18 protein-coding genes are annotated in these 25,779 nt (G+C 65.0%); 7 read left to right on the top strand and 11 right to left on the bottom strand.

The window, feature by feature from the left end; translation table 11 throughout:
• Positions 1 to 4: 4 nt before the first annotated feature.
• The 6 genes from lpdA (VLK31_RS09990) to VLK31_RS09965 all read right to left on the bottom strand — a co-directional run bounded on the left by lpdA (VLK31_RS09990) (position 5) and on the right by VLK31_RS09965 (position 8,965).
• On the bottom strand, positions 5 to 1,432 hold the full coding sequence (gene lpdA / locus VLK31_RS09990; protein ID WP_409168240.1) for a dihydrolipoyl dehydrogenase: 1,428 nt from the start codon (positions 1,430 to 1,432) through the stop codon (positions 5 to 7).
• Between the two features lie 15 nt (positions 1,433 to 1,447).
• Positions 1,448 to 1,909 carry a GNAT family N-acetyltransferase gene (locus tag VLK31_RS09985; RefSeq protein ID WP_409168239.1) on the bottom strand — a complete coding sequence of 154 codons (462 nt, stop codon included), beginning with the start codon at positions 1,907 to 1,909 and terminating at the stop codon, positions 1,448 to 1,450.
• A gap of 16 nt (positions 1,910 to 1,925) precedes the next feature.
• Complete coding sequence (gene odhB, locus VLK31_RS09980) at positions 1,926 to 3,191, bottom strand: 2-oxoglutarate dehydrogenase complex dihydrolipoyllysine-residue succinyltransferase (RefSeq protein ID WP_409168238.1); 1,266 nt, start codon at positions 3,189 to 3,191, stop codon at positions 1,926 to 1,928.
• A gap of 52 nt (positions 3,192 to 3,243) precedes the next feature.
• Positions 3,244 to 6,120, bottom strand: coding sequence for a 2-oxoglutarate dehydrogenase E1 component (locus VLK31_RS09975; RefSeq protein ID WP_409168237.1), 2,877 nt, complete (start codon positions 6,118 to 6,120; stop codon positions 3,244 to 3,246).
• Positions 6,121 to 6,299: 179 nt separating this feature from the next.
• A complete protein-coding gene (locus tag VLK31_RS09970) occupies positions 6,300 to 8,213 on the bottom strand; it encodes a propionate--CoA ligase (protein ID WP_409168236.1) in 1,914 nt (637 codons plus the stop codon).
• Between the two features lie 146 nt (positions 8,214 to 8,359).
• The gene (locus VLK31_RS09965; protein WP_409168235.1) at positions 8,360 to 8,965 is read right to left on the bottom strand and encodes an isochorismatase family protein; all 606 of its coding nucleotides are present in this window, start codon (positions 8,963 to 8,965) and stop codon (positions 8,360 to 8,362) included.
• 161 nt (positions 8,966 to 9,126) lie between these two features.
• Between VLK31_RS09965 and VLK31_RS09960 the strand changes: the two genes are divergently transcribed.
• Both VLK31_RS09960 and VLK31_RS09955 read left to right on the top strand, forming a co-directional pair.
• Positions 9,127 to 9,930, top strand: coding sequence for an alpha/beta hydrolase (locus VLK31_RS09960; RefSeq protein ID WP_409168234.1), 804 nt, complete (start codon positions 9,127 to 9,129; stop codon positions 9,928 to 9,930).
• A gap of 485 nt (positions 9,931 to 10,415) precedes the next feature.
• Positions 10,416 to 11,000 carry a C40 family peptidase gene (locus VLK31_RS09955; protein ID WP_409168233.1) on the top strand — a complete coding sequence of 195 codons (585 nt, stop codon included), beginning with the start codon at positions 10,416 to 10,418 and terminating at the stop codon, positions 10,998 to 11,000.
• 116 nt (positions 11,001 to 11,116) lie between these two features.
• Here VLK31_RS09955 and lpdA (VLK31_RS09950) read toward each other — a convergent pair whose 3' ends face one another.
• From lpdA (VLK31_RS09950) to aceE, 4 genes are all read right to left on the bottom strand, one after another.
• The gene (lpdA, locus tag VLK31_RS09950) at positions 11,117 to 12,943 is read right to left on the bottom strand and encodes a dihydrolipoyl dehydrogenase (protein ID WP_409168232.1); all 1,827 of its coding nucleotides are present in this window, start codon (positions 12,941 to 12,943) and stop codon (positions 11,117 to 11,119) included.
• A complete protein-coding gene (locus VLK31_RS09945; RefSeq protein WP_409168231.1) occupies positions 12,940 to 13,533 on the bottom strand; it encodes an MFS transporter in 594 nt (197 codons plus the stop codon). The genes lpdA (VLK31_RS09950) and VLK31_RS09945 overlap by 4 nt, the downstream gene beginning before the upstream one ends.
• Positions 13,530 to 15,203, bottom strand: a complete 1,674-nt coding sequence (gene aceF / locus VLK31_RS09940; RefSeq protein ID WP_409168230.1) for a dihydrolipoyllysine-residue acetyltransferase — start codon at positions 15,201 to 15,203, stop codon at positions 13,530 to 13,532. The genes VLK31_RS09945 and aceF overlap by 4 nt, the downstream gene beginning before the upstream one ends.
• Before the next feature lie 62 nt (positions 15,204 to 15,265).
• Positions 15,266 to 17,980 carry a pyruvate dehydrogenase (acetyl-transferring), homodimeric type gene (gene aceE / locus VLK31_RS09935; protein ID WP_409168229.1) on the bottom strand — a complete coding sequence of 905 codons (2,715 nt, stop codon included), beginning with the start codon at positions 17,978 to 17,980 and terminating at the stop codon, positions 15,266 to 15,268.
• A gap of 217 nt (positions 17,981 to 18,197) precedes the next feature.
• Between aceE and VLK31_RS09930 the strand changes: the two genes are divergently transcribed.
• From VLK31_RS09930 to VLK31_RS09910, 5 genes are all read left to right on the top strand, one after another.
• The gene (locus tag VLK31_RS09930) at positions 18,198 to 20,738 is read left to right on the top strand and encodes a PAS domain S-box protein (RefSeq protein ID WP_409168228.1); all 2,541 of its coding nucleotides are present in this window, start codon (positions 18,198 to 18,200) and stop codon (positions 20,736 to 20,738) included.
• Complete coding sequence (locus tag VLK31_RS09925) at positions 20,735 to 21,367, top strand: response regulator transcription factor (protein WP_187109543.1); 633 nt, start codon at positions 20,735 to 20,737, stop codon at positions 21,365 to 21,367. Before VLK31_RS09930 ends, VLK31_RS09925 begins: the two co-directional genes overlap by 4 nt.
• Positions 21,368 to 21,443: 76 nt before the next feature.
• Positions 21,444 to 22,295, top strand: coding sequence for a bifunctional methylenetetrahydrofolate dehydrogenase/methenyltetrahydrofolate cyclohydrolase FolD (folD, locus tag VLK31_RS09920; protein WP_409168227.1), 852 nt, complete (start codon positions 21,444 to 21,446; stop codon positions 22,293 to 22,295).
• Between the two features lie 5 nt (positions 22,296 to 22,300).
• Positions 22,301 to 24,358, top strand: a complete 2,058-nt coding sequence (locus VLK31_RS09915) for a M3 family metallopeptidase (protein WP_409168226.1) — start codon at positions 22,301 to 22,303, stop codon at positions 24,356 to 24,358.
• 30 nt (positions 24,359 to 24,388) lie between these two features.
• Complete coding sequence (locus tag VLK31_RS09910) at positions 24,389 to 25,036, top strand: glutaredoxin family protein (RefSeq protein WP_409168225.1); 648 nt, start codon at positions 24,389 to 24,391, stop codon at positions 25,034 to 25,036.
• On the opposite strand, the gene rpiA is transcribed toward VLK31_RS09910, so the two are convergent.
• A complete protein-coding gene (rpiA, locus tag VLK31_RS09905; RefSeq protein WP_409168224.1) occupies positions 25,037 to 25,747 on the bottom strand; it encodes a ribose-5-phosphate isomerase RpiA in 711 nt (236 codons plus the stop codon).
• Positions 25,748 to 25,779 lie beyond the last annotated feature (32 nt).

Genomic DNA, 25,779 nt, shown 5'->3' with positions numbered 1-25,779 from the left:
CAGCTCAGAAGTTCAGCGTGCGCTTGTCCACGGCCAGAGCCGCTTCCTTCGTGGCTTCCGACAGCGACGGGTGCGCGTGGCAGATGCGTGCGATGTCTTCGGCGCTGGCCTTGAACTCCATCGCCACCACGGCTTCGGAGATCAGCTCGCTGACCTGCGGGCCCACCATGTGCACGCCCAGGATCTCGTCGGTCGTGGCGTCCGCCAGAAACTTGACCATGCCTGTCGTGTCGCCCAGCGCGCGTGCGCGGCCGTTCGCCAGGAACGGGAAGGTGCCAGCCTTGTAGGCGCGGCCTTCGGCCTTGAGCTGTTGCTCGGTCTGGCCGACCCATGCAATCTCGGGGTGCGTGTAGATGACCCAGGGCACGGTGTTGAAGTTGACATGACCGTGCTGGCCGGCAATGCGCTCGGCCACGGCAACGCCCTCTTCCTCGGCCTTGTGCGCCAGCATCGGGCCGCGCACCACGTCGCCGATGGCCCACACGTTGGGCAGGTTGGTCTTGCAGTCGCCGTCGACGTTGATGGCACCGCGCTCGTCGAGCGCCAGGCCCACTGCTTCGGGGTTCAGGCCAATGGTGTTGGGCACGCGGCCGATCGACACGATCAGCTTGTCGACGTCGAGCGTCTGCGCTTCGCCCTTGGCGTTGGTCCAGACGATGGAAACGCCCTTCTTGCCCGACTTGATCTCGCCGACCTTCACGCCCAGTTCGATCTTCAGGCCTTGCTTGTCGAACGCCTTCTTGGCTTCCTTGGCGATCTGCTCGTCCACCGCGCCCAGAAAGGTGGGCAGTGCTTCGAGCACCGTGACTTCCGCGCCCAGGCGGCGCCACACCGAGCCCATTTCCAGGCCGATGACGCCGGAGCCGATCAGCGCCAGCTTCTTCGGCACGGCGCCGATGCGCAGCGCGCCGTCGTTCGACAAAATGTTTTCTTCATCGAAAGCCGCACCTGGCAGCGCGCGGGCGTTGGAGCCCGTGGCCAGAATGATGTGCTTGCCGACGATGGTTTCTTCGGCCGCACCGGCCACCTTGATTTCGTAGCCGCCTTCAGCGGCCTTCACGAACGAGCCGCGACCGTGGAAGGACGCGATCTTGTTCTTCTTGAACAGGTAGGTGATGCCGTCGTTGTTCTGCTTCACGACCTGGTCCTTGCGGGCCAGCATCTTGTCGATGTCGAGCGACAGGCCCGACACGTTGATGCCGTGGTCCGCAAAGCCGTGGCCGGCGTGCTCGAAGTGCTCCGACGACTGGAGCAGCGCCTTCGAGGGAATGCAGCCGACGTTGGTGCAGGTGCCGCCGAGCGCGGGGCCGCCCTTGGCGTTCTTCCACTCGTCGATGCAGGCCACGTTGAAGCCGAGTTGCGCCGCGCGGATCGCGGCGATATAGCCGCCGGGGCCGCCACCGATGACGACGACGTCGAATTGTTTGGTCATGTGATTCTCAAAAATTTAGTGATGAACGCTCCGCACCATTTCGATGTGCGGTATCCCGTCTTCGTCGTAGGGCTCGCCCACAGTGGCAAAGCCTGCCGACGCGTACAACTTCTGCAGGTACGCCTGCGCGCCGATCCTCAGCGCGGTGTCGGGCCAGAGCATGTTCGCTTGCACGAGCCCCTTGTTCAGCAGCTCTTGCCCGAGGCCCTGCCCGCGATATTCGCGGCCTGTGAGGACGCGTCCGAGCGAGGCTTCCTCGTATGACACGCCCGGCGGCAGCAGCCGCATATATGCCGCCACCTGTTGCCGGCCCAGTGCGCCGTCCAGTGCGAACAGGTGATGCGCCTGCATGTCCTTGCCATCCGGGTCCAGGTACACGCAGCGCTGTTCCACGACAAAGACCTCGCTGCGCGCCGAAAGAATCGCGTAGAGCTCCCACGCCGTCAAAGCGTCGAAGGTCTTGCAAAACCACTCCATCGGCGGCGCGCGTGGATCAGATGTCGAACAGCAGGCGCGACGGATCTTCCAGCGCTTCCTTCATGGCGACCAGGCCCAGCACGGCTTCGCGACCGTCGATGATGCGGTGGTCGTAGCTCATGGCCAGGTAGTTCATCGGACGGATCACGATCTGGCCGTTCTCCACCACCGCGCGGTCCTTCGTGGCGTGCACGCCCAGAATGGCCGACTGCGGGGGGTTGATGATCGGCGTCGAGAGCATCGAGCCGAAGGTGCCACCGTTCGAGATGGAGAACGTGCCGCCGGTCATGTCTTCGATGCCCAGCTTTCCGTCTTGCGCCTTCTTGCCGAACTCGGCGATCTTCTTCTCGATGTCGGCAAAGCTCATCTGATCGGCGTTGCGCAGAATTGGCACCACCAGGCCACGCGGCGAACCGACAGCAATGCCGATGTCGAAGTAGCCGTGGTACAGGATGTCGTTGCCGTCGACCGAGGCGTTGATCACCGGGTACTTCTTCAGCGCATGCACTGCCGCCTTCACGAAGAAGCTCATGAAGCCGAGCTTCACGCCGTGCTCCTTGGTGAACGCGTCCTGGAACTTCTTGCGCAGGTCCATGACCGGGGCCATGTTGACTTCGTTGAACGTCGTCAGGATGGCGTTGGTCGACTGCGACTGCAGCAGGCGCTCGGCGATGCGGGCGCGCAGGCGGCTCATGGGCACGCGCTGTTCCGGGCGCTCGCCCAGGTCAGGGGCGCGGGCCGATGCGCTCACTTGCGGCAGCGCGGGCTTGGCAGCCGGTGCGGCAACGGTGGCGGCAGCAGCGGGCTTGGCACCCGAGGCCACGGCGCCGAGCACGTCACCCTTGGTCACGCGGCCGTCCTTGCCCGTGCCGGCCACGTCGCCGGTCTTCAGGTTTTTGTCGGCCAGCAGCTTGGCGGCGGCGGGCATGGCCACGTCGGCCTTCGAGCCGCCAGTGACTGCTGCAGCGGCTGCCGGAGCAGGCGCAGCGGCGGCCGGTGCGGCAGCGGGTGCTGCGGCAGCAGGTGCGGCGGCGGCCTTGCCTTCGGTGTCGATGCGGGCGATCAGCTGTTCGGCGATCACGGTGGCGCCGTCGGGCTGCAGAATTTCGATCAGCACGCCGGCCGAAGGCGCGGGCACTTCCAGCACGACCTTGTCGGTCTCGATCTCGATCAGGATTTCATCGACGGCGATGGCATCGCCGGCCTTCTTCTTCCAAGTGAGCATGGTGGCTTCGGCCACGGATTCGGAAAGCTGGGGGACTTTGACTTCTACGATAGACATTTGGAGTGAGCTCCGTTTTGTTCTTGAGGTGTTCGTGTGAAAAGAACTGGTTTTACTTGGTCAGCACGAAGCCCTTGAGCTTGCCAAACGCGCCATCCACGAGCGCTTTCTGCTGTTCTTGATGCAGGTGCGAGTAACCCACTGCCGGCGATGCCGAAGCGGCACGGCCGGAGTAGCCGAGCTTCTGGCCGTCCTGCATGTTTTCGTGGATGTAGTGCTGCACGAAGAACCAGGCGCCCTGGTTCTGCGGTTCGTCCTGGCACCACACCACGTCCACGAGGTTCGGGTACTTCTTGATTTCCGCGGCAAACGCCTTGTGCGGGAACGGGTACAGCTGCTCGACGCGGATGATCGCCACGTCGTCGTTGCCCTGCTCTTCGCGCTTCTTGGCCAGGTCGTAGTAGACCTTGCCCGAGCACGCGACAAGGCGCTTGACCTTCTCGGCCTTCAGGCCCTTGCTGTCCGGAATGACCGTCTGGAAGCTGCCCTTGGTGAACTCGGTCAGCGGCGACGTGGCGTCCTTGTTGCGCAGCAGCGACTTGGGCGTGAGGATGATCAGCGGCTTGCGCAGGTTGCGCACCATCTGGCGGCGCAGCACGTGGAAGATCTGGCTGGCCGTGGTGGGTTGCACCACCTGCATGTTGGTGTCCGCGCTCAGCTGCATGAAGCGCTCCAGGCGTGCCGAGCTGTGCTCGGGGCCCTGGCCTTCGTAGCCGTGCGGCAGCATCATGGTCAGGCCGTTGACGCGGCCCCACTTCACTTCGCCCGAGGCGATGAACTGGTCGATCACCACTTGCGCGCCGTTCACGAAGTCGCCGAACTGGGCTTCCCAGATCACGAGCGTGTTCGGGTCGTTCGAGGCGTAGCCGTATTCGAACGCGAGCACGGCTTCTTCCGACAGGATCGAGTCGATCACGACGAACGGCGCCTGGTTTTCTGCCACGTTCTGCAGCGGCGTGTAGGTGCCGGTGTCGAACTTTTCGCGGTTCTGGTCGTGCAGCACGGCGTGGCGGTGCGTGAACGTGCCGCGGCCCGAGTCTTCGCCCGACAGGCGGATCGGGTAGCCGCTGGCCACCAGCGAGGCAAAGGCCATGTGCTCGCCCATGCCCCAGTCGACGTTGACGTCGCCCCGGCCCATGGCGGCGCGGTCGTCCAGCACCTTCTTCACCAGCGGATGCACGGTGAAGCCTTGCGGCACGGTGGTGATCTTTTCGGCCAGGCGCTTCCATTCGGTCGAGGGAATGGCGGTGTCGCCGGCGTCGGTCCACTTCTTGTTGAGGTAGGGGCTCCAGTCGACGGCGAACTTGCTCTTGAAGTTCGTGAGCACGGGGTCGACCGTGTTCTTGCCTTCGTCGAAAGCGGCGCGCTGCGCCTTGACCATGTCGTCGCCGAGCGTGTCGCCCAGGCCTTGCGTGGCCAGCTTGTCGGCGTACAGCTTGCGCGTGCCGGGGTGCTGGGCAATCTTCTTGTACATCAGCGGCTGGGTGAGCGAAGGCGTGTCCTGCTCGTTGTGGCCCAGCTTGCGGAAGCAGATGATGTCCACAACCACGTCCTTCTGGAACTCCATGCGGAAGTCCAGCGCGAGTTGGGTGGCGAGCACCACGGCTTCGGGGTCGTCGCCGTTCACGTGCAGCACCGGCGCGTCGATCATCTTGACGATGTCGGTGCAATACAGCGTCGAGCGGCTGTCGCGCGGGTCGCTGGTGGTGAAGCCGATCTGGTTGTTGATGACGATGTGCACCGTGCCGCCGGTGGAGTAACCACGGGTTTCGGCCAGCGCCAGCGTTTCCATCACGACGCCCTGGCCTGCGAAGGCGGCGTCGCCGTGCACGATCACGGGCAGCACCTGCTTGCCCAGCGGATCGCCGCGGCGGTCCATGCGGGCGCGCACCGAGCCTTCGACCACCGGGTTGACGATTTCAAGGTGCGACGGGTTGAACGCAAGGCTCAGGTGCACCGGGCCGCCGGGGGTGGTCACGTCAGAGCTGAAACCCTGGTGGTACTTGACGTCGCCGCTGGGGAGTTCTTCAGGGGCGGTGTGATCGAACTCGGCGAACAGGTCGGCGGGCATCTTGCCCAGCGAGTTCACCAGCACGTTCAGGCGGCCGCGGTGGGCCATGCCGATCACGATTTCCTGCACGCCCTTGATGCCGGCCTGGTTGATCAGCTCGTCCATCGAGACAATGAAGCTCTCGCCGCCTTCGAGCGAGAAGCGCTTCTGGCCGACGTACTTCGTGTGCAGGAAGCGCTCCAGGCCTTCGGCGGCCGTGAGTCGGTTCAGCACGTGCTTCTTCTGCTCGGCGCTCAGCTTGGGGTTGGTGCGGGCGCTTTCGAGCCGCTGCTGCCACCAGCGCTTGTGGTTCTGGTCGGTGGTGTACATGTACTCGGCACCCATGGTGCCGCAGTACGTTTCACGCAGTGCGTTGAGCAGTTCGCGCAGGGACATGGTGTCCTTGCCGAAGAATGTGTTGCTGGTGTTGAACACCGTCTCGAGGTCGGCGTCGGTGAAGCCGTAGAACGAGGGCTCGAGCTCGGGAATCGAGGGACGCTCGGCGCGCTTGAGCGGGTCGAGGTCGGCCCAGCGGGCGCCGACGTTGCGATAGGCGGCAATCAGCTGCTGGACGGCGGTGCGCTTGCGGCCGAGTTCGGAGTCCGCGCCGCTGGCCACCACGACCTTGGTCGTGCCCTGCTTCGCACGTTCGGCGAAGGCGTTGATCACGGGCAGGTGGGGAACGTCGCGGGTGTTCGAGCCGTCGCCGGCGGGAACGTTCTGCAGGGCATCGAAGTACGAACGCCAGTTGTCGGGCACGCTGCCGGGGTTGGCGAGGTAGTTTTCGTACATCTCTTCGACATAGGGCGCATTGCCGCCGAAGAGGTAGGTGTTGCCTTGATAGGCGGTGTACGCCGATGGCGTCGATGAATCGCTCATGATCCGCTGACCTTCGCTTCCCTGAGGGAAGCACTAGCTGGTTAAGAAACCTTCCGCGACACGGCTGGACCGGTTGGCGGATGCGACTGTGGCTGGGGAAGGGCCTGAGTACCTTGGCATTGTGCCACGTCAACCATATGACGGTTCCAAGGGGGCCTGCAAGCCCACAGGGGGCTAACTCAGGGCGAAGAGAGTAACTGTTTGATCTGATGCAGCGTCGCGGGGTCGTCGATGGTGGTCAGATCGCCCGGGTCGCGCTGCTCGCACACGGCCTGGATGGCGCGGCGCAGCAGCTTGCCGCTGCGGGTCTTGGGCAGGCCGCTCACAAAGCGCACACGGGCCGGACGCGCCAGCGCGCCGAGTTGGTCGGCCACAAGCTTCATGATCTCGCCCTCCAACTGGAGCGCCGCGCCGGCATCGGCCAAGGCTTGGCCGTCCCTGGGCACGACGAAGGCCATTGCCACCTGACCCTTCAGCGCGTCGGCCACACCCACCACCGCCACTTCGGCCACGTTGGCATGGCCCGAGATGCTCTCCTCTATCTCGCGCGTGCCCAGCCGATGGCCCGCCACGTTGATCACGTCGTCGGTGCGGCCGAGGATGTAGAAGTACCCGTCTTCGTCGCGAATGCCCCAGTCGCAGGTCGAATAGACCATCTTGTCCGGCACGCTTTTCCAGTACGTGTCGACAAAGCGCGCATCGTCCTTCCACACGGTTTGCATGAAGCCCGGCGGGGTCGGGCCCTCGACCACGACCACGCCTTTCTGGTTCGAGCCGGTCAGCTCCTCGCCGGTCGACTCGTTCAAAATCTTGATGCGGTAGCCGTACATCGGCACGCCGGGGCTGCCGAACTTGCTCGGCTTGGCCTCCACGCCGTTGGCGATCGTGATCATCGGCCAGCCCGATTCGGTCTGCCAGTAGTTGTCGATGATCGGCACGCCCAGGCCCTCGCTGATCCAGCGTGCAGTGGGTTCGTCGAGCGGCTCGCCGGCCAGGAACAGCGCGCGCAGGCTGCGCAGGTCGTACTTTTTCAGCAGCGCCGGGTCTTGCTTCTTGAGCACGCGCACGGCGGTCGGCGCGCTGAACATCACCGTCACCTTGTACTTTTCGACCAGGCGCCACCAGATGCCGCCGTCAGGCTGCCGGTCGATGCCCTGCGTGGGCAAGCCCTCGTACAGAATGGTCGCCATGCCCGCGATCAGCGGCCCGTAGACGATGTAGCTGTGGCCCACCACCCAGCCGATGTCGCTGGTCGAGAAATAGGTTTCGCCGGGGCGGCCGTCGAAGATGTGCTTCATGCTCGCGGCCAGCGCCACCGCATAGCCGCCCACGTCGCGCTGCACGCCCTTGGGCTTGCCAGTGGTGCCGCTGGTGTAGATGGTGTAGCTGATGTCGGTGGAGGCCAGCCACGTGCAGGGCACCTGGGCATCGAAGTGCTTTTGCCGGAGTTCGCCGGCCAGATGGTCGCGGCCTGCGGTGAGGTCCATGGGCGCCAGGCCCCGGTCCGTCAACAGCACGGCTTCGGGCTTGTACTTGGACAGGCGGATCGCCTCGTCCAGCAGCGGCTTGTACGCAATGACCTTGCCGCCGCGCGAACCCGCGTCGGCGCTCACGACCACCTTGGGTTCGGCGTCTTCGATGCGCGTGGCCAGCGAGCCGCTGGCAAAGCCGCCGAACACCACGCAGTGGACCGCGCCGATGCGCGCGCAGGCCAGCATGGCGAACGCGGCCTCGGGAATCATCGGCATGTAGATGAGCACGCGGTCGCCCTTCCCCACACCCAGTTCCATCAGGCTGGCAGCGGTGCGCTGCACCTCGGCATGCAGTTCGGTGAAGCTGTAGCTCGTCTCGACGCCGGTTTCGGTCGACACGAAGATCAACGCGCGCTGGTCGCCCCGCGCGGCCAGGTGCCGGTCGACCGCGTTGTGGCACAGGTTGGTGGTGCCGCCGACGAACCAGCGCGCAAACGGCGGGTTGCTGGCATCGAGGATCTGCGTGGCGGGGGCCTGCCAGTCGATCAGCTTCGCCTGCTCGGCCCAAAAGGCTTCGGGCGCGTCGACGGACTGGCGATGGAACTCTTCGTAGCGGCTCATCGGGGTTTGTCTCCTTATATGTATTCGGCTCCAGCGGGCACCGCTAAAACTGAATTCATAATTATGGAGATCGATCTTGCAGGAAGCTGACGGCCGGAGCAAACCGGTTCAGCCTGCCCGCGGTACCAGTGCCGGCCGCCGTCAGCTCAGCGGATCAGCGCTTGCAGATCGTGGAACGCAGGGTGCTCGGCGGTGCGCAGCCACTCGAAGCCGACCATCTCGGTCGTCACCAGTTCGGCACCCGCTCCGGCCAGGCGGTCGAACGCGGCGTCGCGGTTGCGCTCGGTGCGCGAGCTGCAGGCGTCGGTGACGACCCACACGTCGAACTCGTCTTCCAGCAGGTCGAGCGCCGTCTGCAACAGGCACACATGGGCTTCGCAGCCGGCAATGACGATGGTGTTGCGCTCTTCGGGCGCGGCCTGCGGCTTTTGCAGGTGCTTGGGCAGGCTACGGGCATTGCCCTGCGGCGCGGCCTTGGCCGGTGCGCGCAGCCATTCGCCCAGCCCCTCTTCCACGCCGCTGAAATGCATCTTGGCCAGTGTCTTGCGGCACAGCGCGCGAATGTCGGGCAGGTTCTCGCCCAGCTTGGAGGGGTTCTGCTCGGTGCCCCACACGGGCACCTCGACCATTGCCGCCATCTTGCCGAGGCGCACCGCGTTCGCTGCCACGGCCTCGCTCTCGAAGACGGCCGGCATCAGGCGGGCCTGGTAGTCGACCAGCACGAGTTGGGAGAGCGAAGCATCGAGAAGCATGGGGTTTCTTTCTGGGGGGAGCGTGATTGACGGGTCAGACCGTACCACCGAACAAATTGATCAAGGCTCCAATTATCGAGCCGGCGCTAGCCCACCACTCCGCCCCAAGGAAGTCGTGATGGTCGACCTGCCGGCGCGCCTTCACACCTAAACTGCCGCGCATGACATTCTTTACGAAGCGGTGGGTTCTGGTCGTGCTGGGTGTGAGCGCCGCGCTGCTCACCGTGGCCTGCGGCGGCATGCGAAAGACGACGGTGCCGCTGGCGACCTCGCTCGAAAAGAGCAGCTGCTCGCGCAACACCGACACGCTGCTGGTGATGCTCCCGGGCCTGTACTCCACCCCGGACGAGTTCGAACGCGAAGGCTTCGTGCATGCGGTGCGCGACAACCGCATTGCGGCGGACGTGATGCTGGTCGACGCGCACATCGGCTATTACAACGACAAGACGATCCTCGAGCGCCTGAGCACGGACGTGGTCGCACCCGCACGCGGGCAGGGTTACAGGCACATCTGGTTCGTCGGCATTTCGCTGGGCGGCTTCGGCAGCCTGCTCTATGCGCAGACACACCCCGGCGATCTGGCCGGCGTGGTGGCGCTGGCCCCGTACCTCGGCGAACGCGTGCTGAGCACCGACATCGCCAATGCAGGAGGGCTTGCTCAGTGGAAGGGGCCGTTGAGCGACGCGCCTGGCAGCGCCCCGAACACTCCGGTCAGGCCGAACGAAACACAGCTCTGGCAATGGCTGCGCGGCTACGTGGGCTTCACGGACACCGCGGGCGCCCGGCCGCCGCTCTATCTGGGCTTCGGCGTGGACGACCGCTTCGCGTTCAGCCATCGGCTGCTGGCCGGGGCGCTGCCGCCAGCGCGCGTCTTCACGACCGAGGGCGGCCACGACTGGCCCGAGTGGCGGCGCCTGTGGCAGAGCGCACTGCCGACGCTGCCGCTGCCGAGCTGCCCTGGTTGAGCCTGTCACACGCGGTGGAGGTGGCCGAACTTGAGCGAGCCCAGCTCCGGCCAGCCACGGGAGGTCCGGCTTCTCCTTGAGCACGAAGCGTTCGTCTGCCAGGAAGGTCAGGCCCCATGGGTTTTCGAGTTCCGACGCGACGGTCAGGGATGTGATCTGCTGGCGCGAGGCCGATGAAACCGGTTACCTTGACCGCCGCAAAGACGCCCAAGAAGTCTCAAAGCGGACCTAATTGACTGTTAGCGACTTTTATAGAGAGTTGAGGCAATTTTGGGAAAAGATAGCCACCCGATTCCGTCCAAGCCTCAGTCCACCTCCTGCGTGAAGGCCCCCTCGCGGTCAACCACTTATGCCTAATAAACGTTCGTGGTTACATTTTTTCTTCGGTCGAATTGAAAATATCAATGTAAATCAATGACTTACATAAGAAATTGCTCATTCTTTTTAAATTGACATAACCGCGCGTCATCAATATCCTACGCGCCATGCGTTTTTTCGTCCTACCCGCGTCCCTCCTGTTTGCCGTCGCTGTCCATGCAGCCCCTCAACAGGATAAAACCGATGACGAGTTGGCACGAATGCTGGCCGACAAGGGCCTGATCGGGCAGCTCAAGCAGGTTCGCCAGACCGTCAAGGAGCGCACGTCCGACCTGGTCGTGACCGCCATCGGTTTCCTCGGCGTCCCGTACCGCCTGGGCGGCAACACCGCCGAATCGGGTTTCGACTGCAGCGGCTTTGTCCGCGCCATGTACAACCAGACGGTCGGCCACATGCTCCCGCGCCGCGCCGAAGAGCAAGCCGCCGCCACCGAGAAGATCGACGCCAGCCAGCTCAAGCCCGGCGACCTCGTGTTCTTCAACACCATGCGCCGCGCCTTCAGCCATGTCGGCATCTACGTCGGCGAAGGCAAGTTCATTCACTCGCCGCGCTCCGGCGCCCAGGTTCGCGTGGAAGACATGAACGGCAGCTACTGGCAACGCCGCTTCGACGGCGCCCGCCGCGTGCTGGGCGGCCCGGCGGACGAAGTCAAGGCCGCAGCAGTCGCCAACCTTCCCAGCACCGGCAACTGAGCCTTCCTGAGGCCCTGACCCTCACCAGGCCCCAGGCCCTTCAGGACGAAAAAAATCCCGCCTCGGCGGGATTTTTTGTGAGCGCTCGGTCGGCGCCCTCTTCTTCAGCCCGCTAATCAGCTCTTCTTGGCTGGCGGCAAATCGGTACAGGTGCCGTGCGCCACTTCCGCCGCCATGCCGATGCTCTCGCCCAGCGTCGGGTGCGGGTGGATGGTCTTGCCAATGTCGATTTCGTCGGCGCCCATCTCGATGGCCAGCGCAATCTCGCCGATCATGTCGCCCGCATGCGTGCCCACAATGCCGCCACCCAAAATGCGGTGCGTCTCGGCGTCGAACAGCAGCTTGGTGAAGCCCTCGTCGCGGCCGTTGGCAATGGCGCGGCCCGATGCGGTCCAAGGGAAGTGCCCCTTCTTGACCTTGATGCCTTCGGCCTTGGCCTGGTCTTCCGTCAGGCCGACCCACGCCACCTCGGGGTCTGTGTAGGCCACGCTGGGGATCACGCGGGCGTTGAAGGCCGCGCTCGACAGTTCCTTGTCGCCCTTCTGCTCACCGGCGATCACTTCGGCCGCCACATGCGCCTCGTGCACCGCCTTGTGCGCCAGCATGGGCTGGCCCACGATGTCGCCGATGGCAAAGATGTGCGGCACGTTGGTGCGCATCTGAATGTCGACGTTGATGAACCCGCGGTCCGTCACAGCAACGCCGGCCTTCTCGGCGCCAATCTTCTTGCCGTTCGGGCTGCGCCCCACGGCCTGCAGCACCAGGTCGTACACCTGCGGCTCCTTCGGCGCGTTCTCGCCCTCGAAGGTCACTTTGATGCCCTCCTTCGTGGCTTCGGCGCCCACCGTCTTGGTCTTCAACATGATGTTGTCGAAGCGCGGCGCGTTCATCTTCTGCCAGACCTTCACCAGGTCGCGGTCGGCGCCCTGCATCAGGCCGTCGAGCATCTCGACCACGTCAAGGCGCGCGCCCAGCGTGGAATACACAGTGCCCATCTCCAGGCCGATGATGCCGCCGCCCAAGATGAGCATGCGCTTGGGGTCGGTGCCCATTTCCAGCGCGCCGGTCGAGTCGACCACGCGCGGGTCTTTCGGCATGAACGGCAGGCTCACCGCCTGCGAGCCCGCCGCGATGATCGCGTTGCGGAACTTCACCGTCTGCTTCTTGCCGTTGGTGTCCCAGCTGGTGCCGGTGCTCTCTTCGACTTCCAGGTGGTACGGGTCGATGAAGTTGCCCACGCCGCGCAGCACCGTCACCTTGCGCATCTTGGCCATGGCCGTCAGGCCGCCGGTGAGCTTGCCCACCACCTTGTTCTTGTGGCCGAGCAGCTTGGCGCGGTCGACTGTGGGCGCGGCAAAGCTCACGCCCAGGTCGGCGAAGTGCTTCACCTCGTCCATGACCGAGGCCACATGCAGCAGCGCCTTCGACGGGATGCAGCCGACGTTCAGGCACACGCCGCCCAGGGTGGCATAGCGCTCGATCAGCACGACCTTCAGGCCGAGGTCGGCCGCGCGGAAGGCGGCCGAGTAGCCGCCGGGGCCGGCGCCGATCACGACCACGTCGCATTCGACGTCGACCTTGCCGCCATACGTGGACACGGGCACGGGCTTGCTCACCGGCGCGGCGGCGGAGGGTTGGGGTGCGGGCACAGGGGCGCTCGCAGGCGAAGCGGCGGGCGCAGCGGGTGCAGGCGCGGCCGCGGCGGCGTCCACTTCCAGCGTCAGCACGACCGAGCCTTGCTTGACCTTGTCGCCCACCTTCACGGCAATGGCCTTCACCACGCCGCCGGCGGACGACGGAATCTCCATCGAAGCCTTGTCCGATTCGACCGTGATCAGCGACTGCTCGGCCTTGACCGTGTCGCCTACATTGACCAGCACCTCGATCACCGCGACTTCGTCGAAGTCGCCGATGTCGGGTACCTTGATTTGTTGTTCGCTCATTTGGACACTTTCAGTTTGAGTGTGAGAACGTCGACCGGTGGGGCCGAATTGCGATCGAATTCGCAGGCGGCGGCAATGCCTGCCTCCGCCACGTCGCGCGCGCTGCGCGACTTGCTGTCATAGGCCGCGTGCATGGCGCCAAGCGCAAAGCTGCGCCCCGAGCCGATGGCCCAGAACTGCTTGAACTCGAACACCTCGCGGTAGCTGTAGATGCCGTAGATGCCGCTGCGGTTGGCCATCAGCATCGTGAACTGGCTCGACTCGTAGGGCTCGTGCTCGTCTTCCTTGGTCTGCATGAAGAACGACTCCTTGAGCACCGGGTGCAGCAGCGTGAAGGTGCGAAAGATCTCGTGCTTGCTGCCGAACAGCAACTGCTCGCGCGGTTGCGCGGCCAGCGCATGCTGCAGCACCAGAAAGTGCGCGGCGGCGCCGGCCACGGCGAACAGGCTCTGGCCTGCCGCGTCCTCGACGGTGAAGATCTTCTGGTTGGCTTCGGCGCGGTGCGAGAGCCGCGTGTCGCCGAAGGTCACCAGAGAGTCGGCTGCCATCGTGACCTGGCCGCCCTTGCGGACGACCACTACGGTGGTCATAACAGGATTCGACGGTAGTCCGCGAGCACCTGGCCCAGGTAGGCGTTGAAACGCGCAGCCAGAGCGCCGTCGATCACGCGGTGGTCGTACGACAGCGACATCGGCAGCACCAGGCGCGGCACGAATTGCTTGCCGTCCCAAACCGGCTTCATCTGGCCCTTGGAGAGCCCGAGGATGGCCACTTCAGGTGCGTTGACGATGGGCGTGAAGTGCGTGCCCCCAATGCCGCCGAGCGAGCTGATCGACATGCAGCCGCCCTGCATGTCGACCGATCCGAGCTTGCCGTCGCGCGCCTTCTTGGCAAGTTCGCCCATCTCGGCGCTGATCTGAAGGATGCCCTTCTTGTCGGCATCCTTCAGCACCGGCACCACGAGGCCGTTGGGCGTGTCGGCCGCGAAGCCGATGTTGTAGTACTGCTTGTAGACGAGCTGGTCGCCGTCCAGGCTGGTGTTGAACTCGGGGAATTTCTTCAGCGCCGCGACCACCGCCTTGATGACGAAGGCCAGCATCGTGACCTTCACGCCCGACTTCTCGTTCTCCTTGTTGGTGGAGACGCGGAAGGCTTCGAGCTCGGTGATGTCGGCTTCGTCGTTGTTGGTGACGTGCGGAATCATCACCCAGTTGCGGTGCAGATTGGCGCCGCTGAGCTTCTTGATGCGCGACAGATCCTTGCGCTCGACGGTGCCGAACTTCGTGAAGTCGACCTTGGGCCACGGAATGAGGCCCAGCGCCGCGCCGTCGCCACCACCACCGGACGGTGCCTTGGCGGCAGACGCCTTGGTGCTGGCCTGGCCGCTCATCACGGCCTTGGTGAAGCCCTGGATGTCTTCCTGCGTGATGCGGCCCTTGGGCCCGGAGCCCTTGACCTCGTCGAGCGGTACGCCCAGTTCGCGGGCGAACTTGCGCACCGACGGCGACGCGTGCGCCAGCTTGCCGGTGGGCGCGCTGGTGGGGTCGTGCGGTGCGGCTGCCGGTGCAGGGCTGGCGGCAGGTGCCGGCGCGGCAGCAGCCGGCGCCGGGGCGCTGGCGCTTGCCGTTGCCGGTGCTGCGGCAGCCTGCGCCGGGGCGGGTGCCGCGGCCGCTGTGCCTTCGAGCACCGCGATCAGGTCGCCGATGTTGACGGTGTCGCCAACCTTGACCTTCAATTCCTTGAGCACGCCGGCGCCCGACGACGGGATTTCCATCGAGGCCTTGTCCGTCTCCACCGTGATGAGCGACTGCTCGGCCTTCACCGTGTCGCCGACCTTCACGAGCAGCTCCACGACCGCGACGTCCTTGAAGTCGCCGATGTCCGGCACCTTGATCTCGATCGGACCCGAGGCGGCGGGGGCCGCTGCTGGCGCGATTGCGGCGGGGGCCGGTGCAGGCGCGGCGGCTGCGGGCGCCGCGGCAGGAGCCGTTGCAGGTGCAGGCGCCGTTGCAGCCGACTCCGCTTCAGCCTCGAGCACAAGCACCACCGAGCCTTGCTTGACCTTGCCTCCAATCTCGACCTTGATCTCCTTCACCACACCGGCGGTGGACGACGGAATTTCCATCGACGCCTTGTCCGATTCGACCGTAATGAGCGATTGCTCGGCTTTCACCGTGTCGCCCACCTTCACCAGCACCTCGATCACCGCGACTTCATCGAAGTCGCCGATGTCGGGCACTTTCACTTCCACTGCTGCCATATCGTTTGTCTCCCGCCGTGAGGCGCCGTTTCGTTCGTTGGTTATTGATTGCCTGGCGAGGCTCAGGCGTAGAGCGGGTTGACCTTGTCGACGTTGATGCCGTACTTCTTGATGGCTTCCACCACCTTGGCGACCGGCACCGTGCCATCTTCGCTCAGCGCCTTGAGCGCGGCCACCACGATGTAATGGCGGTTGATTTCGAAGTGCTCACGCAGCTTGTTGCGGAAGTCGCTGCGGCCGAACCCGTCGGTGCCCAGCACCTTGTAGGTACGGCCCTTGGGGATGAAGGGGCGAATCTGTTCCGCATAGGCCTTCATGTAGTCGGTCGAAGCCACCACCGGGCCGTTCGATGCGGCGAGCTGCTCGGACACGAAGGGCACGCGCGGCGTCTGGTCGGGGTGCAGCAGGTTCCAGCGGTCGGCGTCCTGGCCGTCACGCGTGAGCTCGTTGAAGCTCGGGCAGCTCCACACGGAAGCCGACACGCCCCAGTCCTTCTCGAGCAGCTCTTGCGCGGCAAAGCTTTCGCGCAGGATGGTGCCGCTGCCCAGCAGTTGCACCGTGGGTGCCTTGCCCTTGAGCGCGGGGCCCGGCTTGGACAGGTACATGCCCTTGATGATCTGCGCTTCGGTGCCGGGCGTGAGGCCGGGCATGGCGTAGTTTTCGTTCAGCAGCGTCAGGTAGTAATAGACGTTGTCCTGCTTCTCGACCATGCGCTTCATGCCGTGGTGCAGGATGACGCCGACTTCGTGCGCGAAGGTCGGGTCGTAGCTCACGCAGTTGGGAATGGTGTTGGCCAGGATGTGGCTGTGACCGTCTTCGTGCTGCAGGCCTTCTCCGTTCAGCGTGGTGCGCCCCGAGGTACCGCCCAGCAGGAAGCCGCGGGCCTGCATGTCGCCGGCGGCCCAGGCCAGGTCACCGATGCGCTGGAAGCCGAACATCGAGTAGTACACGTAGAACGGCACCATGATGCGGTTGTTGGTGCTGTACGACGTGGCAGCGGCAATCCAGCTGGACATGCCGCCGGCCTCGTTGATGCCTTCCTGCAGGATCTGGCCGGCCTTGTCTTCCTTGTAGTACATGACCTGGTCCTTGTCGACCGGGGTGTACTGCTGACCGTGCGGGTTGTAGATGCCGATCTGGCGGAACAACCCTTCCATGCCGAAGGTACGGGCCTCGTCCACCAGGATGGGCACCACGCGCGAACCCAGCGCCTTGTCGCGCAGCAGCTGCGTGAGAAAGCGAACGTAGGCTTGCGTGGTCGAGATTTCGCGGCCTTCGGCCGTGGGCTCGATCACCGACTTGAAGGTGTCCAGAGAAGGCACCGTGAAGCTCTCGTCGGCCTTGGTGCGACGGTGCGGCAAGTAGCCGCCCAGCGCCTTGCGGCGCTCGTGCAGGTACTTCATTTCAGGCGTGTCGTCGGCCGGCTTGTAGAACGGCAGTTCGGCGATCTGGCTGTCCGGAATCGGGATGTTGAAGCGGTCGCGAAAGGCCATGATGTCCTCGTCGCTGAGCTTCTTGGTCTGGTGCACGTTGTTCTTGCCCTCGCCGATCTTGCCCATGCCGAAGCCCTTGACGGTCTTCACGAGCAGCACCGTGGGCTGGCCCTTGTGCTCCTGCGCGGAATGGAAGGCGGCGTACACCTTTTGCGAGTCGTGGCCGCCGCGCTGCAGGCTCCAGACCTCGTCGTCGGTCATGTGCTCGACCATCTTCAGCGTGCGCGGGTCGCGGCCGAAGAAGTTCTTGCGCACGTAGGCGCCGTCGTTGGCCTTGAAGGACTGGTAGTCGCCATCGTTGCACTCCATCATGATCTTGCGCAGCGCGCCGTCATGGTCCTTCTCGAGCAGGGCGTCCCAGCCCTTGCCCCAGATCAGCTTGACCACGTTCCAGCCGGCACCGCGGAACTCGCCTTCGAGCTCCTGGATGATCTTGCCGTTGCCGCGCACCGGGCCGTCCAGGCGCTGCAGATTGCAGTTGATGACGAAGATCAGGTTGTCGAGGTTCTCGCGTGCCGCCAAACCGATGGCGCCCAGCGATTCGACCTCGTCCATTTCGCCGTCGCCGCAGAACACCCACACCTTGCGGTTCTCGGTGTTGGCGATGCCGCGGGCATGCAGGTACTTGAGAAAGCGCGCTTGGTAGATCGCCATGAGCGGGCCCAGGCCCATCGACACGGTGGGGAACTGCCAGAACGCGGGCATGAGCTTGGGGTGCGGGTAGCTCGACAGGCCCTTGCCGTCCACTTCCTGGCGGAAGTTGAGCAGTTGCTCTTCGGAAAGGCGGCCTTCCAGGTAGGCGCGAGCATAGATGCCGGGTGACACGTGGCCCTGGATGTACAGCAGGTCGCCGCCGTGGTTTTCGCTCTCGGCGCGCCAGAAGTGGTTGAAGCCGGCACCGAACATGCTCGCCAGCGAGGCGAAGGAGCCGATGTGGCCGCCCAAGTCACCGCCTTCGGGCGGGTGGTGGCGGTTGGCCTTGACCACCATCGCCATGGCGTTCCAGCGCATGTAGGCGCGCAGGCGCTGCTCTATTTCGAGGTTGCCGGGGCTGCGGGCTTCCTGCGATGGCTCGATGGTGTTGACATAGCCGGTGTTGGCCGAGAACGGCATGTCGACCGTGTTCTGGCGGGCATGCTCGAGCAATTGCTCGAGAAGAAAGTGTGCCCGCTCGGGGCCCTCGTTCTGGATGACGGAGGACAGTGCATCCATCCATTCACGGGTCTCCTGGGCGTCCGCGTCATTCGCGGCCGAGCCGAACAGGTTCTCTGGATTTGCCGACATGCTTGTCTCTCCTTTTAGGGCTGTGGCGGTAATTTAGTGCGCTATGCGATCAGCGCGGCGGAGTTTCTCATAGAAACATTGAGATTTCAAATAGTGCGCAATCGTTTCTTAATGTGATATTTCAATGAAAAAGCGCCCCCTGAATCCAACCATACCGGGGCCCATGTCACCGCAGCTTTCACGTTGCCGCTACAGGGGCTTCACCTAAACTCGGACCATGCCCTTCTCCTCCCCGCTGGCGGTTGCCCGCAGTGCCGTGAAAGCGTCCCCCCTGTCTTGGTGGCGCAAATGGTGGCGCCGGCAAACGCCGGTGCTCCAAGACGCCGTCGCCATGCTCGCGCCGATGGCGGCCGTGCTTCTTTTTCTGGCCGCCATCGTCTCGGCCTTCTGGTATTTGCGCACCGAGGAGGTCGAGCGAGAGCAGGAGTCGGTGCGCCGCGACGTCGAGTACGCGCAGCAGCGCATGCGCCTGCGCCTGCTGGAGCGCCAGGAGCAGCTGATGCGCATCGCGCGTGATGCCTCCAACCGCGAAATAGACCCGGTCGAATTCACCAGCCGCGCCGAGTCGCTGGTGAGCCAGTTCCCCGAACTGCAGACCATCACCTGGATCGACGACCGCCGCCGCTTCAAGGCCGGCTATGCCGCGCCCAGCGTGCACCCGGCACAGCAGCATCTGATTGGCGACGTGCTGCGCCCCGGCGACATCGAGAGCAACTACGCGCTCGCCCGCGAGCTGCGCCAGCCCGTGTATTCGCAGCCCGTGGCCGGCGGCGAACCGGCGGCGATGCTGCAGCTGCACATTCCCCTGTTCGACCAGGGCCTGTTCGCGGGCGTGGTGCTCGGCGAGTTCTCGGTCGACGGTCTGCTGCGCTACGGCATGCCCTCCGAGGTGCAGGCGCGCTACGCGGTGTCGCTGCTCGACGCCAAGGGCCATGTGATCGCGGGCAACACCACCAACCCGAAAGACACCGGCACCCGCCTGCTGCCCTGGACCGAGCGCACCAACGAATACGAAGTGCCGGTGTCGCCCGTGGGCAACGCGCTGGTGCTGCGTGCCCAGGCCTACCGCACGTCGCAAGGCGTGGTCGGCAACGGCCTGTTCTGGCTGGTGTGCGCGCTCAGCGTGCTCACCAGCTGGATGCTGATCGGCACATGGCGCCACACGCGCCGCCGCCTGCAGGCCCAGCAGCGGCTGGTGGCGGAAACCAACTTTCGTCGCGCGATGGAAAACTCCATGCTCACCGGCATGCGTGTGCTTGACCTGCAAGGCCGCATCACCTACGTGAACGCCGCCTTCTGCGCCATGACGGGCTGGAGCGAAGAAGAACTGGTCGGGCAGTCGCCGCCCTTCCCGTACTGGCTCGAGTCCGACCGCGAGGTGATGAACGAGCGCCTGGAAGAAGAACTGCACGGCCGCGCCCTGCCCGGCGGCTTTCAGGTGCGCGTGAAGCGCAAGAACGGCAGCGTGTTCAACGCGCGGCTGTATGTGTCGCCGCTGATCGACGCGCGCGGCCACCAGACCGGCTGGATGACCTCGATGACCGACATCACCGAGCCCACTCGCATCCGCGAGCAGCTGTCGGCCTCCTACGAGCGCTTCACCACCGTGCTGGAAGCGCTGGACGCCGCCGTGTCGGTGGCGCCCATCGGCAGCGAAGAGCTGCTGTTCGCCAACAAGCTGTACCGCCTGTGGTTCGGCTCGGACACCGTGGGCCACCTGGGCATGGTGGCGCAGGCCGGCGTGCCGGCATCGAACGCGCACGACGAGGGTCTGGACGACGTCGACCCCTACGCGGGCCTGCCGATCGACACGCTCACCGCGGCGCAGGCTGCCAACAACGAAATCTTCGTGCCGCACCTGGGCAAATGGCTCGAAGTGCGCTCGCGCTACCTGACCTGGGTCGACGGGCGCCTGGCGCAATTGGTGATTGCCACCGACATCACACCGCGCCGCGATGCCGAAGAGCAGGCCGCCGCGCAGGCCGACAAGGCCCAGTCGGCCAGCCGCCTCATCACCATGGGCGAAATGGCCTCCAGCGTGGCGCACGAGCTCAACCAGCCGCTGACCGCCATCACCAACTACTGCAACGGGATGATGTCGCGCATCAAGGGGCAGACGATCGACACCGAGGCGTTGCTCGCCGCGCTCGAAAAGACATCGAAGCAGGCGCAGCGCGCGGGGCAGATCATTCAGCGCATTCGCTCCTTCGTGAAGCGCAGCGAGCCCAACCGCACGCCGGCCGACGTGGCCACCATGGTGAGCGAGGCGGTCGAGCTTGCGGGCATCGAGCTGCGCCGGCGCAACGTGCGCCTGAACCATTACGTGGCCGCGCGGCTGCCGGTGGTGCGCGTCGACCCGATCCTCATCGAGCAGGTGATGGTCAATTTGCTGAAGAACGCGGCCGAGTCCATCGACATTGCCGACCGCCCGCTGGCGCGCCGCAGCGTCGAATTGCGGGTGCTGCCCAAGGTCATCGAGGGGCACAACGCCATTGAATTTTCGGTGCAGGACACGGGCAAGGGCCTGGCTCCGGAAGTGATGGACCGGCTCTACGAGGCCTTCTTTTCCACCAAGCCCGAGGGCATGGGCATCGGGTTGAATCTGTGCCGCACCATCGTCGAGTCGCACCGCGGCCGGATGCAGGCGGAGAACATCTACAATGGTCCGGATGTGATCGGATGCCGTTTCTCCTTCTGGATTCCGGTGTTGGACGCTATCAGTTCCGTAGCTAGCGACGAGGCAAAGGTACCTGCATGAGTTTGATTCCGAAGAAGGGCACGGTCTACGTCGTCGACGACGACGAAGCCGTACGCGATTCGCTGCAATGGCTGCTCGAGGGCAAGGACTACAGAGTCCGCTGCTTCGATTCCGCCGAATCCTTTCTCTCCCGATACGACCCGCGCGAAGTCGCGTGTTTGATCGTCGACATCCGCATGGCCGGCATGACCGGCCTCGAATTGCAGGATCGGCTGATCGAGCGGCGCTCCCCGCTGCCTATCGTGGTCATCACCGGTCACGGCGACGTGCCGATGGCGGTCGACAGCATGAAGAAGGGCGCCATGGATTTCATCCAGAAGCCCTTCAACGACGAAGAGCTCGTCACGCTGGTCGAGCGCATGCTCGAACATGCGCGCGGCGCCTTCACGCAGCACCAGCAATCGGCCAGCCGCGATGCGCTGCTGTCCAAGCTCACCGGCCGCGAGGCGCAGGTGCTCGAGCGCATCGTCGCTGGGCGCCTGAACAAGCAGATTGCCGACGACCTGGGCATCAGCATCAAGACGGTGGAGGCGCACCGCGCCAACATCATGGAAAAGCTCAACGCCAACACCGTGGCCGATCTGCTGAAGATTGCACTCGGACAGGCGGCACCAGTGGCCAAGGCCTAGAAGCTATCTCCCCGATAGCCATGCATATCCCCCACGCCTGCGCAAGCGGGCGTTTTTACTTGGAAAATCGAAACCGATGACCGCCCAACTGATCGACGGCAACGCCCTCGCCAAAACCATTCGCGCCGAAGTCGCCGGCCGCACCGCCGCACTCAAGGCCCGAGGCGTGAACCCGGCCCTGTCCATCATCCTCGTGGGCGAAGACCCGGCAAGCCAGGTCTACACGAAGCACAAGGTCAACGACAGCGCCCAGACCGGCCTGCAGGCCACGCTGGAGACCTACCCTGCCGATATGGCCGAGGCCGACCTGCTGGCCCGCATCCGCACGCTCAACGACGACCCGCTGGTGCACGGCATCCTGGTTCAGCTGCCTCTGCCCAAGCACATGGACAGCCAGAAGGTCATCGAGACGATCTCGCCCGCCAAGGACGTGGACGGCTTCCACGTGGCCAGCGCCGGCGCGCTCATGACCGGTGCCCCCGGTTTCTGGCCCTGCACGCCGCACGGCTGCATGAAGATGCTCGAGGCGATCGGCTACGACCTGCGCGGAAAGCACGCGGTGGTCATCGGCCGCAGCAACATCGTCGGCAAGCCGATGGCCATGATGCTGCTGGCCAAGAGCGCCACCGTGACCATCTGCCACAGCGCCACGCAGGACCTGGGTGCCATCACCCGCCAGGCCGACGTGATCGTCGCGGCCGTGGGCAAGCGCAACCTGCTGACGGCCGACATGGTCAAGCCTGGCGCGGTGGTCATCGACGTGGGCATGAACCGCAAGGAAGACGGCAAGCTGGCCGGCGACGTCGATTTCGACGGCGTGAAGGAAGTGGCCAGCTGGATCACGCCAGTACCTGGCGGCGTCGGCCCCATGACGCGCGCCATGCTTCTGGAAAACACCCTTGAAGCGGCCGAACGCGCCGCCAAGTAACTTTCATGGCCATGACGAACAACCCCCTCCTCGACTTCACCGACCTCCCGCTGTTCGACAGCATTCGACCCGAGCACGTCGCGCCCGCCGTCGACGCGTTGCTGGCCGATGCCGACACTGCGCTGCAGACCGTCACAACGCCTGAATTCCCGGCCGACTGGAATGCCATCTCGAAGGTGCTCGACGTGGCCTCCGAGCGCTTCAGTCGCGCCTGGGGTGCCGTCGGCCACCTGAACGCCGTGGCTGACACGCCCGAGCTGCGCGCCGCCTACAACGAGGCCATGCCGCGCGTCACCGCCTTCTGGACTCGCCTGGGCTCCGACGAGCAGCTCTATGCCAAGTACAAGGCCATCGACGTTGCCACGCTCAACGACGAGCAGCGCCAGGCCCACCGCAACGCGGTGCGCAACTTCGTGCTGGGAGGCGCCGAGCTGCAGGGCGATGCCAAGAAGCGCTTCGCCGACATCCAGGAGCGGCAGGCGGAGCTGAGCCAGAAGTTCAGCGAGAACGCCCTCGACGCCACTGACGCGTTTGCGTACTACGCCACCTTCGGCGAGCTCGAAGGCGTGCCCGAAGACGTGGTGAGCGCCGCGCGCGCGGCCGCCGAGGCCGACGGCAAGGACGGCTACAAGCTCACGTTGAAGATGCCGTGCTACCTGCCCGTGATGCAGTTCGCCAAGAGCAGCGCGCTGCGCGAGAAGCTCTACCGCGCCTACGTCACGCGCGCCAGCGAGTTCGGCGACACCGCCTTCGACAACACCGCGCTGATCACCGAGATCCTCGCGCTGCGCGAAGAAGAAGCCAAGCTGCTGGGCTACCAGAACTTTGGCGAACTCTCGGTGGTGCCGAAGATGGCCGAGTCGCCCGAGCAGGTCGTGAAGTTCCTGCGCGACCTTGCCACCAAGGCCAAGCCTTACGGTGAACGCGACCTGGCAGACCTTCGCGTCTTTGCCTCCGAGCAACTGAGCGTCACCGACCCCCAGCCCTGGGACTGGAGCTACATCGGCGAGAAGCTCAAGGAGGCGCGCTACGCCTTCAGCGAGCAGGAGGTGAAGCAGTACTTTCCGGCGCCCAAGGTCATGGCCGGCCTGTTCAAGATCGTCGAGACACTGTTCGAAGTGGCGATCCGCCGCGACAGCGCGCCCACGTGGCATCCGAGCGTGGAGTTCTATCGCATCGAACGTGCCGGCCAGAAGGTCGGCCAGTTCTACCTCGACCCCTCCGCCCGCGCCGCCAAGCGCGGCGGTGCCTGGATGGACGACGTGCGCGCCCGCTGGCTGCGCCCCGACAACGGCGTGCTGCAGACGCCCATCGCGCAGCTGGTGTGCAACTTTGCCAGCGGCGTGGACGGCAAGCCGCCGCTGCTCACGCACGACGACGTGACCACCCTCTTCCACGAGTTCGGCCACGGCCTGCATCACATGCTCACGCAGGTGAACGAGCGCGACGTGTCAGGCATCAGCGGCGTCGAGTGGGACGCGGTCGAGCTGCCGAGCCAGTTCATGGAAAACTTCTGCTGGGAGTGGGACGTGCTAAAGCACATGACCGCTCATGTAGACACCGGCGAGCCGCTGCCGCGCGCGCTGTTCGACAAGATGACGGCCGCCAAGAACTTTCAGAGCGGACTGCAGACGCTGCGCCAGATCGAGTTCTCGCTGTTCGACATGCTGCTGCACACCGAATACCACGCCGCCGACGCCAAGCCCGGCGACGTGATGGCGCTGCTGGGTAAGGTGCGCGCGGAGGTGGCAGTGATGCCCTCGCCGCCGTTCAGCCGCACGCCGAACACCTTCAGCCACATCTTCTCGGGTGGCTATGCGGCCGGCTACTACAGCTACAAGTGGGCCGAGGTGCTGAGCGCCGATGCCTACGCCGCCTTCGAGGAAACCGTGGGCGCCGACGGCGAACCGAACATCGAAACCGGCCGCAAGTACCGCCAGGCCATTCTGGAAGCCGGCGGCAGCCGCAGCGCCATGGACTCGTTCAAGGCGTTCCGCGGCCGCGAGCCCCAGCTTGATGCGCTGCTGCGACACCAGGGCATGGCACAGGCCCAGCCCGCTTGATGCGGCGCTGAAGCTTGCGATACTCGGGCGATGCATCCGACTTACAAATTCTCACTGCATCGCCTGACCGGCCTTGCCTTGCTGCTCGTTGCCACGGGCGCCATGGCGCAGCCGGTCTATCGCCAGGTCGACAAGAACGGCAAGGTCAGCTTCTCGGACCGAGCGCCCACCGCCAGTTCCGAGCCGGCCACCGGCCGCCAAGGCGAATCGGGCTCCTTGGGCTCCTCCACCGGTGCGGGGCTGCCCTACGAGCTTCGCCAAGTGACGCAGCGCTACCCGGTCACGCTCTACACCAGTGAAGAATGCGGCGCCTGCAGCGCGGCCCGCACGCTGCTTGTGACGCGCGGCATCCCGTTCGACGAGCGCACAGTGAAGAGCAATGCAGACGTCGATGCGCTGCAGCGCTTGAGCAGCCAAAGCTCGGTGCCGCTGCTCACCATCGGCTCGCAGCAGCTCAAGGGCTATTCGGACGCCGAGTGGTCGCAGTACCTGGACGCCGCCGGCTACCCCAAGAGCAACAGCCTGCCCGCCGGCTACCGCAATGGACCCGCGCGACCGCTGGTTGCACAGCAAACGGCACCTGCGCCGCGTGCGCCCGCAGCACCGGCCGCGCAGACAGCGCCGCCGGCTGCATCGAGCGAACCGGGTCCGAGCAACCCGGCCGGCATCAAGTTCTAGTCAGTCGAACTGCAGGGTCTGCACGCCCGACGAAGTGCCCAGCAGGCACACGTCGGCCTTCTGGTGCGCGAAGACACCCACGGTCACCACGCCAGGCCACTGGCTCACTTCAGACTCGAAAGCCAGCGGCTCGGTGATGCGCAGGCCGGTGACATCGACGATGTGCTGCCCGTTGTCTGTGACCAGCGGCAAGCCGTCCTTCTCGCGCACCTGAGCGATGCCACCCATGGCGGCAAACTGCCGCATCACGCGGCGCACGGCCATGGGAATCACTTCCACCGGCAGCGGGAAAGCACCGAGCGTCTCGACCAGCTTCGAGGCATCGGCAATGCAGATGAACCTGCGCGACTGGGCCGCCACGACTTTCTCGCGCGTAAGCGCGGCACCGCCGCCCTTCACCATGAAGCCGCGGTGGTCGATTTCGTCGGCGCCGTCGATGTAGACGGCCAACTCTTCCACCTCGTTGCTGTCGAACACCGGAATGCCCAGGGCCCGCAGGCGCTCGGTGGAGGCTACCGAGCTGGAAACGGCGCCGCGAATTTCGCCTTTGATGGTGGCCAGCGCATCGATGAACTTGTTCACCGTCGAGCCGGTGCCGACGCCGACGATCTCGCCCTTGACCACATAGGCCAGCGCGGCCAGGCCGACCTGGGCCTTGAGCTCGTCCTGCGACAGCGGGTTGGAGGGGGTTGGGGAGGCGGGTGCGGTCATCGCGGAGAATCCTTGGCTCATAGAAGTTCAGA

Origin of the sequence: Variovorax sp. H27-G14 (assembly GCF_046156345.1) — a bacterium.
Lineage (GTDB): Bacteria > Pseudomonadota > Gammaproteobacteria > Burkholderiales > Burkholderiaceae_C > Variovorax.
Note: the sequence above shows the minus strand (reverse complement) of the source record. Positions and strands in the feature narration are given on the sequence as shown.